Source organism: bacterium, from assembly GCA_016703265.1.
GTDB lineage: Bacteria > Krumholzibacteriota > Krumholzibacteriia > LZORAL124-64-63 > LZORAL124-64-63 > CAINDZ01.
The window spans coordinates 472,963-486,595 of the sequence record JADJCK010000005.1 but is presented as its reverse complement, the minus strand read 5'-3'; the positions used below and the strand labels follow the sequence as shown (position 1 = coordinate 486,595).

Here is a 13,633-nt window from a genome sequence, read left to right as displayed (position 1 = left end):
GCGCAGGCTGGACTGAATGCGATGGTCGCGTCTACTCGCCGAGCAGGTCGGCCGCGCGACGCCAATCGCCTTCGGTGGTGATCTTCCAGTTGCCGATTTCACCCTCGACCACCGCCGGGTCGTGCCCGCGCGCCGCCAGCAGGCCGCCGTCGTCGGTGAACGAGGCGTGCGACGCCGCGGCCCAGGCATGGGCCTCGCGCAACTGCTCCCAACGGAATACCTGCGGTGTCTGCACGGCGAGCAGCGTCTCGCGCGCCAGGTAGCGCGCGCGTCCCTGTTCACTGTGCACGATCGTGTCGTGCACCGGCACCCCGGGTGCCGGCGCCGTGATCGTCAGCGAGACCAGCGGCACCGCGGTGCCGGGCTCACCGGCGACAAATGTGTCGACCGCCACGCGCAGCAGCATGCCGCGCCCCGTCGGCCGGAACTGCTTGGGTATCTCGCCCCCGCCGGCGGCGCGCAGTCCGCGCCCCCCGGCAACGACCAGCAGGTGCAACGGCGGCAGGTCCGGGCTCACGGCGTGGCCTCCTTTGCGCGACGCGCCGGACCGCGCGGTTCGAGCGCCAGCGCCACCGCTTCCTCCACGCTGGTCACGGCTGCCATCTCCAGCCCCTTGATGCCCCGCGGCTTGCGCCCGGCTGCGGCGGCCAGCACCACGCGCGTGAAGCCGTGCCCGGCGGCCTCGCGCAGGCGCGCCTCCAGCTCGCTGACCCCGCGCACCTCGCCCGTCAAGCCGACTTCGCCGAGCACGAGCGTGCCTTCGGGCACCGGCTTCTCGCGCAGCGACGAGGCTAGTGCCGCGATGACCGCCAGGTCGGCGCCGGGATCGTCCACGCGGCCGCCGCCCGCAACCTTCACGAAGATGTCGCAGCCCGCCAGGTCCATGCCCGCGCGCTTCTCGAGGATGGCCGCCAGCAGGGCCACGCGCTTGCTGTCGATGCCCTGCACCACGCGCTGCGGCGTGCCGTAGCGCGCCGGCGAGACCAGCGCCTGCACTTCCACGAGGAACGTGCGCGAACCGTTCTTCACGGCGCAGACGGCCGCACCAGGTTCCACACCGCGCCGCCCGCTGAGGAACATGAGCCCCGCCTGGTCGACGGGCACCAGGCCCTCGCCACGCATCTCGAGCACCGCCAGTTCACCCGTGGTGCCGAAGCGGTTCTTCACGGCGCGCACCATGCGGATAGCGCCGCCGCCCGAGCCCTCGAAGTACAGGACGGTGTCCACCATGTGCTCGAGCAGCTTGGGCCCGGCAAGGTCGCCCGTCTTGGTCACGTGCCCGACCAGGAAGACCGGCCAACCGGTGCGGCGCGCGAAATCGGCCAGCACGCCGCCACAGTAGCGGATCTGTGTCGGGCTGCCCGGGTAGGCGTCGACCTGGTCGCTGTGCAGGGTCTGGATCGAGTCGGCGATGATCACGGTGGGTACGCCGGCATCGTGGCCACCGCCTGCCTCCGCAAGCACGGACTCGTCCAGCGCAGAGAGGATCGTCTCGAGGTGCACTTCGGGCAGGATGAGGAAGCCGGGCTCGCGGTCGGGCCGGAAGCCCAGGCGCTCGGCACGCATGCGGATCTGCGACGGCGATTCCTCGCCCGCCAGGTAGACGACGCGGATGCCCTGCCTGACCCACCACAGCGCCAGGCCCGTCAGCAGCGTCGACTTGCCCACGCCCGGTTCGCCGCCGAGCAGCACGACCGAGCCCTCGACGAGGCCGCCGCCGAGCACGCGCGCGACTTCCGCCGGCTCGACCGGCAGCCGACGGCTCGCCGCCGACTGCACCTGCGACAGCGGCACGGGCCGCGGCGCCGCGCCTGCCGGCGCACCCGGCCCCCGCGCCTCGCCGCCGAAACCGACCGGGCGCTTGCCGGTGGCGCTGTACCCGCGCGCGCCCTTCGAGGCGCCCGCCGCCGGGGCGATCTTCATCTCGGTGAACGTGTTCCAGGCTTGGCAGGCGGGGCACTGCCCCAGCCAGCGCAGTTCCTCGTGCCCGCAATCGGTGCAGAAGAAGCGCGTGGTGCTCTTGGCCATGATCCTCCGCACGCGGGCCGGGACGACGCCTAGCGCAGCAGCTGCATCTTCTGCTGGCGGATGACGCCGCCGGACGCGAGCCGGCTGAAGTAGACGCCGCTGGGTGCGGCGCGGCCGCTGTCGTCGCGACCATCCCAGGCGACGACATGATCGCCCGCCGCCAGCCCCCCGTCCAGCAGGGTCCGCACCAGCCGTCCGCGGGCGTCGAAGATCGCCAGCCGGGCCGGGCCCGCCTCCGCCAGGCCGAAGCGCAGCGTGGTGCGGGGGTTGAACGGGTTGGGCGCGTTGGCCAGGAGCCAGGCGCCGCCGCGGTCCGGCGTGTCGCCCGCCGGCGACGTCCCGGGCGCGGGCGTGAACGAGAACGGCGACACGGCGCCGCCCTGCGGCCAGTTCGTCGCATGGCCCCCGCCATCAACGGCGCTGAGATAGTACTCGACAGTCAGGCCCGCAGCCGCCGCCGGCAGGGCGCCGGCAAACAGGTCGGGCGGGCCCAGCGGGATCATCGCCGATGTGTGCCATGGGCCGCCGTTCACGCGGTGCACCAGCTGCGGCAGCCCCGAGAGGCCCAGGCGCGCCGTGATGGTCGCCGCCACGTTCCACGGTCCGGCCGTCACCTGCGGATCGGCCACCGGCGTATGCGCGAACACGGGACCGAACCAGGTCGCCGCTGCGTACGCGTTGACGATGCCCCAGCCGGTGTCGTTGTCCGGCGCCCCGGGATGGCTCGCGGTCGCGCGCAGCGCCTCGATCACTTCGAGCGGCGCCAGGTCGGGCACGCGCTCGAGCACGAGCGCGGCAACGCCGCTCACCAGCGGACAGCTGAACGAGGTGCCCGAGGCGTTGACATACGCCGTGTCGTTGTTGGGATCGACCACGCGGTTCGACTGCCCCAACGCGGCGACGTCGGGCTTGGTGCGCCCGTCGGCCGTGGGCCCGGGCGACGAGAACCAGGTGACCACGCCGGCCGGGTCGACGGCGCCAACGGTGATGATGCTGTCGGCATCGGCAGGCGCGATCAGGTGCCCGCTCGAGGCCCTGTCGTTGCCGGCCGAGTTGACGACCAACAGGCCGCGCCCGGCGGCCAGGTCGGCCGCCAACGTGGTCACGCACGTGTTGCCGTCCAGGTCGGCGAACTCGTACCAGTCGATGTAGCCGAGCGACGACGAGATGATGTCGGCGCCCTGGGCCTCGCACCATTCCAGCCCGGCGATCCAGTGATCCTCCTCGAGCGGCACTTCGCGCGACACGTCCTCGGTCTTGCCCAGCAGCACCGCCACGTTCGGGGCCGGTGCCACCAGCAGTCCGGGCTTCCAGGCCGCGACCGTCGAGAGCGTCATCGTACCGTGGCTGCGGCTGCTGGCCAGGTCGCCGGCCTGGTTGTCGACGATGGGGTCGTTGTTGACGAAGTCCCACGCCCCGAGCACGGGGATGTGCGTCAGCGCCTCGTGCTGCGTACGGAATCCAGTGTCCAGCATGCCGACCACGACGCCGGCTCCCGTCAGTCCCAGCAGGTCGTGGGCTGCCGGCACGCCGGCCTGCACCATGGCCGCGCTGTTGTCGCCGTAGTCGATCACGGTCGTCGACTTGCCGGCGTCACGCCCTGTCGTCAGCGGTCCCTGCCCGTGCATCGCGGGTTGTTCCGCCACCGGAGTCGGTGTCGCAGCGCTCGTGAAGCGCGCCACGAGGTCGATCCCCGCCACCTCGGGCAACTGCGCCAGGTCACGCACCTGGGCGTCGTCGGCCAGGAAACTGGCGGCATTGAGCCAGCGGCTGTGTCGGTGCGGTTCGGCGCCGGTGGCGGCGGCCCGCGCCAGGTAGGCGGGTGCCAGGGGCAGGTCGCGTTGGTCGACCGCTGCGGCCGCACCGGTCACGCGGGTTCGCCGGGCCACGGCCCGCGGCGACAACTCGGCGCGCGCCGCGGCCAGTGCAGCCGGCAACTGCCCCGCGGGCACGCCCTTGTCGCGGAAGCGCACCCAGACATTCAGGCGGCCGTCGGCCCGGCGGGCGGCGTGGGCCGGATCATTGAGTGCCCGGGCCAGGCCGGGGGCCAGCGCGGGCCGCGGCGCCTGGCCGCCCGAAAGGCCGGCCAGGGCCCCGAGCAGGATGATCAATGCGAAACGGCTGGTGCGGGTCATGTTGCGCTCGTCTTCCGTTGGCGACTCGGCCGTCCTGGCCCGGCTGACCATTGATGATACCAGATTCCGGCGTGCGCGGAAACACGGCCCCGACCGGCACCCATCAACTGCCGGCTCGCCGCTCCTCCATCTCGCGCACCTCATCGCGCAGGCGCGGCAGTACGTGGCCCGAATCGGGGAACGCGGCTGAAAGCTCGGCTATGCGACGGTAGTGTGACCGGGCAGCGTCCCAGCGCGCCTCGGCGGCGTCCAGCCGCGCCATTTCGGTGATGATCTCCGTCATCTCGCGACTCTCGGGACCATAGCGTTCCTCGGCGTGGGCGAGCATCGCCTCGAGCAGCGGCCGCGCGCGCCGGGTCTGCCCCGCATCGCGATAGACGACGGCCAGGTGCACCTTGTTGATCATGATGCCCCGGTGACCCGGATCGAGCGTGCGCTCGAAGATCCCGCCGGCGCGCTCCGCGGCCGTGATCGCCTCGGCCAGGCGTCCCACGCTGCCCAGGTCGCGCGCCACGTGATCGAGCGCCATCCCGTAGGTGGCATGGTCGACGCCCACCGCCTTCTCCCAGATCGCCAGCGCCCGTTCATGCAGCGCCAACGCCTGCTCGTAGTTGCCGTCGGTGCGATAGAGGTTGGCCAGGAGATCCAGCGTCTCGGCGACGTCGGTGTGTTCCGGTCCCAGGGCGCGCTCCTGCACGGCCAGCGCCTCCTCGCCCAGCGCGCGGGCACGATCATTGATGTTGCCGGCGGCGTAGAAGCTGCCGAGCGCGGACAGGCTCCAGGCCAGGTCCAGGTCGTCATCCCCCAGCTTGCTCCTCTGGATGGAGACGACCCGCTCCATGGTCGCGCAGGCCGAGTCGGCTTCGCCAAGGCGCCACTGCACCAGCGACAGGCCGGACATCTGTGACGCCAGGCGCACAGAATCGGGTGCCCCGCCGGCACTCGTTACGGCCATGGCGCGTTTGTAGAGCGCCGCCGCTTCGGCCAGCCGGTTCTGGTCCACCTCGAGGTTGGCCAGCCCGGTGATGCTGGCCGCGAGATCGCCCGGCTCGCCCAGCCGCTCGCGGATGACGAGCGCGGCCTCGTAGTGCCCGCGGGCCGCGTCGAACTCGCCCAGCCGCCGCAGCAGGCCGGCCAGCGAATAGTGGCTGCGCGCAACGCGCGGGTCGTCCGGGCCCAGCACCTGCCGCTCCAGGGCCACGGCCTCCTCCAGCAGCGGGCGCGCCTCGCTGTACAGGCCCAGTTGCCGGTACGCCGTGCCCATGGTGCCGAGCAGGCGACCACGGATGCGCGGCTGGTCGACGAGCGCCGTGTCGATGCCCGCCGCCGCGTTTTCCAGCAACTCGCGCGCGGTCACCTCGGCGCCGCGACCGCTGGAGGGATCGGCCACGTGGAAGACCGATTCCAGGAAGCGCGCGGTCTCGGCCGCGACCTCCGCCTCCGCCTGCGCCTCGGCCTGCGCGCGCCGCGCCTTCACCAGTCCATACGTGGTGCCGCCGACGGCGCCGAGCAGCGCCACGACAAGCGCCGCCGCGAAGACGATGACCGTGCGATGCCGCGCCACGATCTTCCGCAGCTGGTAGGCGGTGCTCGGCGGGCGACCGAAGATGGGCAGGTCGTCGCGCCACCGGCGGATGTCCTCGGCCAGCGCCGCCACGCTCTGGTAGCGCTGCGGCGGGTCCTTGGACAGGGCCTTGAGCACGATGGTCTCGAGATCGCCGTCGAGCAGCCGGCAGGTTTCCGCCGGCCGCGCAGGGTTACGCTCGCGCACCTGGCGAACCGCCTCGGCCAGCGGCAGTCCGCGAATGTCGACCGGCAACAGCCCCGTGAGCAGTTCGTAGATCACGACCCCGAGCGAGTAGACATCACTGCGCACGTCGAGGTCGCGCACGTCGCCATCGGCCTGTTCGGGGCTCATGTAGGCGAGGGTGCCGAGGAATGCGCTGCCCTGGTTGCCCATCGTCGACATCGCCGCCTCGCTGCCGGTGAAGCGCGCGATGCCGAAGTCGAGCACCTTCACCGCGGGCGCGGCGCCCGGGTCGCGTTCGGGCAGCACCATGAGGTTGGACGGCTTGAGGTCGAGATGCACGACACCGCGCTGGTGCGCATGGGAAATCGCGTCACAGACCGCGAGAAACACGGCGATGCGCGCGGCGATCTCGACCCTGGTGGTCGGCGCCGGCCGGGATGCGGCCCAGTCGGCGAGCGTCACGCCGTCCACGCGCTCCATGGCGAACCAGTGCAGGCCGTCGTCGGTGCGCCCCGCGTCGTGGATGGCGGCGATGCCCGGGTGGTTGAGGCGCCCGAGGCTCTCGGCCTCGCGCCGGAACATGCGCAGCTGGCGGTCGCCGGCGAACGCGCCCGCCCGCAGGACCTTCAACGCGACAATGCGGTCGGGGTGCGCCTGGCGCGCCTCGAAGACGACGCCCATGCCGCCCTCGCCCAGGCGTCCGAGGATGCGGAAGGGGCCGATCTGCGTCCCGGCCAGGTCGGCCGGCTCGGCGCCGGACTGCGCCGCTGCCGCCAGCAGGACATCGAAGCGCTCGACGGCGACACCGTCCAGCAGCGCGTCGGCCGTCTCGTCACGACGGAGCAGGTCCTCGACCTCGGCGCGCAAGGCGTGGTCGTCGCCGGTGATCTCCGCCAGCCGCGCAGCGCGTTCCGCCACCGGCAGCGCCAGCAGTTCGTCGAGGATGGCGTCGAGTCGACGCCAGCGGGCGGGATCGGTGGACGTCATGATTCCCCCGGCGGCTCGGCGCCCGCGATTTCGCGGTGCAGGAAGGCGCGCGCGCGGCGCCACGCACGCTTGACCGTGGCATCGCTCACCCCGAGCGCCAGCGCCGTCTCCTCGATCGTGAGCCCGCCGAAGTAGCGCAGTTCGACCAGCCGGGCCAACTGCGTGTCCACGCGGGCCAGGTCGCCGAGCGCGCCGTCGAGCGCCAGCACATCGCGCGCCTGCCTCTCCAGCGCGATGTCGGCTTCGGTCAACCCCACGTGCGGAGCGCCCCGCCCCGCCGCACGCTCAGGTGCCGGCGGGCGTGATCGAGCAGGACCTGGCGCATGGCGGTCGAAGCCACGGCCAGGAAGTGCTGCCGGTCTTCCCAGGCCATCTCGCCGTGGCGGGCCAGCTTGAGGTAGGCCTCGTGGACGACAGCCGTGGTGTCGAGTGTCGCCCGGCCGCCGGCGCGCGCCACCCGCGAGCGCGCGATCGCGCGGACTTCCTCGTAGACGAGTTGGAAGGCGTCATTCAGCGCCAGGGGGTCTCCCCGGCGCGCAGCCTGAAGGGCCAGGGTCACTTCGTGGCCGCGGGCCGCTTCGTCGTCGTCGGTGTCGTCGGGGCGGTACATGACCATATATTATCAGGCAGACAGCAAATGGCTACAAAAATAGTCCAAAATGAAATCATGATGACCCAATCCATCCGGTTTTCCCGTCAAGTCAGGTATGGGGATGCCCGCCCGCGCCGCCCCAGGCGCGAGCAGGCCCTTCAAACCTTCAATCCGGGGGAACCAGAATGTCCCGACTCCTGCGCCAAACTTTTTTGACGGCGCTCGTCGCCGCCGCACTCGCCGTCTGCCCTGGCGGTGCCGATGATGCCGTCGCCCAGACCCAGGACCCGGCCCCGGCGGCCCAGGCAGACACCGTCTTCACCGCCGCCACCGCCGAGCAGGCCGCCGCACCCGAGGTCGACGCAACCCCGCTCGGCCGGGAAGTGGCAGCCATCCGCGCCGCCTTCAGCACCCGTCTGGCCGAGCTGACGGCCAGCTACCGCGCGGCGCCCGATGCCGCGGCCGCCGCCGAGGCGCAGCGCGCCATCACGGCCCACAAGCTGGGCCTGGAAATGGACATGCTCGACCTGCAGCTGCGCCTGGCCCGCGAACGCAACGACGCCGAGGCCATCGCCGAGCTCGAGACCGGCCGTACCGTCCTTCGCGCGCACCTGGCCGCCGACGCCGGGCAGGACGTCCCCGCCTCGACGAGCGCCGGCACCGACAACCGCGGGGAGCGCCGCCCATGAGCACCGCCACCCTGCGCCTGTGGCCGCGCTCGCCGCGCCTGCAGCTTCTGGCCCTGGCGGCCTTCACGCTGCTTGGAGCCGCCCGCGTCCAGGCCGACCTCGGCCCGAATGTCCGCATCCGCCTCAACCCGCAGGGCGACGACCTGCCCGTGGCAGGCCAGCCCTTCAGCTTCGACGTCGAGATCACCAGCGCGAGCGCCACGACCGTCTCGGCGCCGGTGCTGCGCACCGGGCGCACGCCTGCCGGCGTGTCGGCGTGGCAGACCGTCACGTTCCTGCCCACCGGCTTCAACCTGCCGGCGATGCAGCCGGTGAGCTTCCCGGTGCAGTTGCAGTGCAACGACCCGGCGCAGCCGATCGAGATCTCCCTGCAGGTCGGCGGCCGCACGACGATGCAGCGCTTCTACCTGCTGCCCCAGGGACTGAACTCGGCCATCGGCGGCAACGAGACCAAGATGACGTTCGACAGTGACAAGGGTCCGGCGGTCACGCCCGACGACCGGTTTGCACTGCCGGACCCGTCGCCGGTCCTGCGCAAGAACGTGCGCGACAAGCGCCAGCCGGCGCGCCAGATCACGGACAAAACCACGGACAAGGGCCGCAACATCCGCGTGCGCGGTCGCTTCGTGTACTTCCGCGAGTCGCACGACGACGACTACGACTATGTCGGCGACGGCCGCACGATGGGCGCCGACGGCGTCACCGTGAGCGTCTACGATTCCGACTGGGAATGGGACGACCTGCTGGCCCGCGCCTCCATCGGCCCGGACGGCTACTACGATTTCACGTTCTACTATGACGACGACGAGGCGCCCGACATCTACGTCGAATTCGTGGCGGCGAACTCGAAGGTCGATCTCGTGTACCCGAGCATCTGGAACGTATCGTATCTGTGGAATACGCCGACAAAGGAGGACTTCGGTGGAACGGACATCAACTTTGGCCAGCGACAGCCGGGCTCCGAGGACCACTACGCGGGCTTGAACCAGCTGGCTTCGGCGACCCGCGGCTGGCGCTGGTTGAACGACAACGGCTACGGCAGCATCGACGGCGTACTCATCTCCTGGCCCGATGCTGATCACGCCCATTACAAGCCGATCTGGGAGACCATCTACATCCCCGAGGCCAGGCAGTGGCGCGAGGACACGACCTGTCACGAATACGGCCACCACTGGCAGCAGGATTTCACCGAGACCGAAGGCGGCGACTACTGCAATCCCGGCGGGCGCTGCGACGATTCCGGCGATTGCGGCCATTGCCAATGGTGCGAAGAGAACGCCTTCGACGCCATGCAGGAGGGCTTCCCGAACTGGTTCTCGCAGGCGATCACGTCGACCTGGCCCGTCAACTACGGCTTCTCGTCCATCTTCGACCGCGACGCGGAGTCCGTCGAGATCTGCAGGGACGGTGGCATCAACCAGTTCGACGATCCCACCAAGACCGAAGGCATGATCGCCGCCTTCCTGCAGGACCTGACCGACAGCAACAACGAGGTCGATCCCAACGCGCTGGCGGGCGGCCAGGACGTCGTGACCTGGTCCCCCCAGCGCATCCTGCAGGCGCAGGGCATCGACGACCCGATCACGCCGCTCGGGATGATCGCCAGCCTGCGTTCGCGTCACCCCGAATCGGAGGACGCGATCTGGATGGCCGCGGCGAACAACCTCTTCTCCGGCCTCGACACCACGGCACCATCGGCCGTGACCGGGCTCAGTTCGACCAGCCACGCGACGTCAGGCGACTCGCCCGACGGCACCGTGGAACTGCGCTGGAACGCCGCGTCCGACAACTACTCCGGTATCGCCGGCTACAGCGTCCGCATGGGAACGGCCAGCGGGCTGGTTCCCGACCTGGACATCGAGACGACGGCCACGAACTGGGAATCGACCGACCTGGCCCCGGACACCTACTGGTTCACCGTCCGTGCCATCGACCGCGACGGCATGGGCGGCACGCACGCCACCTTCGGTCCCGTGACCATCCGCGAGTTCACGCCGGCCGACGTCGAGGCCTCAACTGGCGGTCACTGGCCGTACCCGCTCGTGCCGCGCCTGTCGGGCAATGCGACGCAGGCCTCGGCGGAACTTTCCCCGGTGCTGGTCGGCAACGGCGACACGTATTTCAACCTGCGCGTCGCCAACCACGGCGAGCTGACCACCAGCCCGATCCTGCGCATGAACGTCTATATCGACGGCGCCCTCAACTGGTGGACGGACATCTACCCGCTGAATGGATACGTCGACCGGACGTTCATGAACCTCGGCCCATGGGAAGTGCCCGGTGGCCGTCACGCCGCCCGGATGTGGGCCGATGCCTACGAACAGATGCCCGAGGCCAACGAGGCCGACAACTACTTCACGCGCCAGTTCATCTGGTACCCGTACACGCTGGCCAGCAACGGCAGCTGGGTGACGCGGCCACGGCCGAAGGCCGCCTGGGGCGGCTTCACCGCGGGCCTCTTCTCGTCCCCCAACTGCGACGGCTTCTCGTACACGATGAGTACGGATCCATTCGTCGGCGCGGTGATGATCACCGAGAGCGACGATTCCGACTTCGACCTGCGGTTGCACACGCACACCACGGGGCCGACCTCCGGATTCGGCTACTTCGACGTCCAGGCGATCAGCAACCGCCCCGCGGGCTGCCTCGAGGCGGTCTTCACTAACAACAGCCAGACCACCGAGACATCGATGGACGTCGGCGTCGTGAACCCGGAGTTCGATGGATACGGGTTCGAGATCCGGCGGATCTTCAGCACCGTGATGGCCGTCAACAGCAACGTCCAGTTCCCGCTCAGTCGCATCGAACCACTGGCCCTGCGCCACTTCCCGCTTTCGGGCGTCAGCGGCACCAATTACGGAGTGGTCACGCTGCAGGTGGACCCGTCCGCGGGCAAGGTGCGGCTGAAAGTCCTGCCAGCCGATACCGAACACGCGGGGCTTGACGACGTCGAGAACCAGGCGGTAACCGACGCCAGCGGCTTCGCGAAGGTGAACTTCACCTACGGCGGCGTCACGCAGGCTGTGGCCGTCTGGCAGGATCCGCAAGACGTTCCTGCCGGCGGCAGCGGCCACATCTCAGTGACGGTCCGGGCCTCGGTGGCACCGGCGGACTTTGCGCCGCTGGTCACCGCGGGCTGGCACGCTCCCCTGGTGCCAACGAACGGCGCCCCCGGCACCTCGACCACGACGACCCTTCCGTCCACGCTCGCCGGCAACGCGGCCTCGACGTACATCAACGTCCAGTTCCGCAACGAAGGCATGGCCACGGGCGCCGGCTTCGACAGCATGACCTACCTCGACGGCGTTGGCCTCGTCGGCGAACAGATCTCCGGCTTCGCGGCATTGACCAACCGCATCCGCAACTACCCGTACGTGCAGACGGTGCGGGGCGGCCGTCACACGCTCTCGATGTTCCCGGATGCGACCGATGTCGTCACCGAGGGCAGCGAGACGAACAACACGCTCGGCCTGCAGTACGTGTGGTCACCGCTGGCACTGGCCACCGGAGCGACCATCGAGCGCAGTGCGCCGCCGCCGCCCACCGGCGGTTTCGCCGCCGCCATGGCCTGGAGTTCGGCTGCCCTGTGGTTCAACTGCGACGGCCTGCGCACGCCGGTGCCGGCACCCTCGGGCAACACGGCGCAGTGGCTGGCGGTCGCCGCCCTCCCCGGCGCCACCAGCGATGTCGACCTGCGCCTGCACGAACGGGTCAACTCGTCGCTGCAGGGGTTCTCGACGTCCCTGGCTGTCTCGGGCTGGGGCGCGGCCGAGTCCGACTACCTGCTCGTCAACTTCCGCTCGACGACGCCGCGTCAGTTCGACGTCGGCGCGCTGGGGATCGCCGGCACGGAGAACTACCGGGTGCAGACCGTCGCCTCCTCCTGGCTGGGATCCACGCCCCTGGGCGACCATGGGCCGTTCAGCCTGGCGTCCACCGGCGTCATCGCCCTGCACGAAGTATGGCTGCCGGCCGGACCGGTGAGCGTCAGGCTGCACCAGTCCGGCGGCGACGCCATCGACTGGGGCCTGACGCTCCACCGCGGCCAGCTGCCGTACCACGCCAAGTCGGCGACGGCGGGCATCGTCGGGCAGGCCTGGATCGGCGCGGCAGGCGCTGACGAGACCATGCCGGTCGAGGTGCCGCAGGCCGGCTACTACTGTCTGGCGGTGTGGAAGGCGCAGGCCGGCGACTACGCAAAGGCCGGCCAGTACACGCTGCGCTTCGACGGCTTCCTCTCGGACGCACCGGGTGTCGGAGACGTGCCGGCGGTCACCGCCGTGCGCGACGTCACCCCGAACCCGTTCAACCCCGCCACGAGGATCGCGTTCGACCTGGCGCATTCCGGCCCGGTGCGGCTCGAGGTCTTCGATGTGCGCGGGCGGCTCGTGCGGCGACTCGTGTCGTCGGCGCTCGCGGCCGGTCGCCATGAAGTGCTGTGGGATGGCCGCGATGACCAGGGCGTGGGCGCCGCCAGCGGCACCTATGTGGCGCGGTTGCGCGCGGCGGAGGTCACGGTCTCGCGCAAGATGCAGCTGTTGAAGTAGCGACCTCGAACCCATCCAACCCGTCGGGGGACGGGAGGGCGACGCGCCGGTCCGGGACCATCCGGGCCGGCGCGATTCGTTTTCGGGACGACCGACGCTCGGCGTTCATTTGGGCAATAGCCGACAGCGGAGCCGAGGCGATTGGAGAATAGTCCACAACGGCAGCTGCCGCGGAACGCTCCAAAATCGCACAAGTTATTGTCAATAGGCACATTATAAGATCAGGAACACTAATTGCGTAGACAGGCCGACCCCGCTGTCGTCGCCATCCCGCCTGAAGGAGCCGCCATGTCCCGCGCACTGAACCGCTGCCGACGCCCGCACCCCGGCATCGCCGTGATCACCACCCTGGCCCTGTGCGCGGCGGTCGCTGCGCCGGTCGCAGCCGCCGATGCCCTGATGGCTCCCCTGCATGGCGGCACCGTCACCGAGACCGAGGCCCACGTCTTCGAGGCGTCCATCGCCCGCGACGGCATCCACGTCTGGTTCCACACGGACGAACGGGCGCCGGCGATGATCGGGCGGGCGGGCGGCAGCGCCACGCTCCGCCTGCCGGACGGCAAGGTGCAGGAGGTCGCACTGAGCCTGCGGACGCCGGCCGCGGGCGACCCCGGCATCTTCTTCTGCCCGATGCATGCGGAAGTCGTGCAGACGACGCCGGGCAAGTGCGAGCCGTGTGGCGGCATGATCCTCTATCACCAGGACGAGCTGTTCGGCGCCTTCGACCTGTCGAAGGTGGAATTGTCGAAGGTAACGGCCCAGGTGCGCCTGACCGGCCTAAAGGGTCGCCAGAAGGAAGCGACTTTTTCACCGGTCTTCCCCCGGCCCGACGGGAAGGCCGAGGCGGCAGCGCAGGGCAAGTAGCGCAAACCCCCGCGCCGGCGGTCGCACGAAATGACGAGCCG

Annotated in this window: 9 protein-coding genes; 3 read left to right on the top strand and 6 right to left on the bottom strand. The window is 70.4% G+C overall.

Annotated features, from left to right (window positions below):
• Positions 1-31 precede the first annotated feature (31 nt).
• The 6 genes from IPG61_11600 to IPG61_11575 form a co-directional block, all read right to left on the bottom strand.
• Positions 32-517, bottom strand: a complete 486-nt coding sequence (locus tag IPG61_11600; protein ID MBK6734714.1) for a 2-C-methyl-D-erythritol 4-phosphate cytidylyltransferase — start codon at positions 515-517, stop codon at positions 32-34.
• Entirely contained in the window at positions 514-2,028 is a 1,515-nt protein-coding gene (radA, locus tag IPG61_11595) for a DNA repair protein RadA (GenBank protein ID MBK6734713.1), read from the bottom strand. The genes IPG61_11600 and radA overlap by 4 nt, the downstream gene beginning before the upstream one ends.
• A 29-nt stretch (positions 2,029-2,057) precedes the next feature.
• Positions 2,058-4,163, bottom strand: a complete 2,106-nt coding sequence (locus IPG61_11590) for a S8 family serine peptidase (protein MBK6734712.1) — start codon at positions 4,161-4,163, stop codon at positions 2,058-2,060.
• 103 nt (positions 4,164-4,266) lie between these two features.
• Positions 4,267-6,900, bottom strand: coding sequence for a serine/threonine protein kinase (locus IPG61_11585; protein MBK6734711.1), 2,634 nt, complete (start codon positions 6,898-6,900; stop codon positions 4,267-4,269).
• On the bottom strand, positions 6,897-7,157 hold the full coding sequence (locus tag IPG61_11580; protein ID MBK6734710.1) for a hypothetical protein: 261 nt from the start codon (positions 7,155-7,157) through the stop codon (positions 6,897-6,899). Before IPG61_11580 ends, IPG61_11585 begins: the two co-directional genes overlap by 4 nt.
• The gene (locus IPG61_11575; GenBank protein ID MBK6734709.1) at positions 7,148-7,510 is read right to left on the bottom strand and encodes a hypothetical protein; all 363 of its coding nucleotides are present in this window, start codon (positions 7,508-7,510) and stop codon (positions 7,148-7,150) included. The genes IPG61_11580 and IPG61_11575 overlap by 10 nt, the downstream gene beginning before the upstream one ends.
• Before the next feature lie 167 nt (positions 7,511-7,677).
• On the opposite strand from IPG61_11575, the gene IPG61_11570 reads away from it, so the two are divergent.
• The 3 genes from IPG61_11570 (at position 7,678) to IPG61_11560 (ending at position 13,592) form a co-directional block, all read left to right on the top strand.
• On the top strand, positions 7,678-8,181 hold the full coding sequence (locus tag IPG61_11570; protein MBK6734708.1) for a hypothetical protein: 504 nt from the start codon (positions 7,678-7,680) through the stop codon (positions 8,179-8,181).
• A complete protein-coding gene (locus tag IPG61_11565; protein ID MBK6734707.1) occupies positions 8,178-12,728 on the top strand; it encodes a hypothetical protein in 4,551 nt (1,516 codons plus the stop codon). The genes IPG61_11570 and IPG61_11565 overlap by 4 nt, the downstream gene beginning before the upstream one ends.
• Positions 12,729-13,016: 288 nt before the next feature.
• Positions 13,017-13,592, top strand: coding sequence for a hypothetical protein (locus tag IPG61_11560; GenBank protein MBK6734706.1), 576 nt, complete (start codon positions 13,017-13,019; stop codon positions 13,590-13,592).
• Positions 13,593-13,633: the final 41 nt, after the last annotated feature.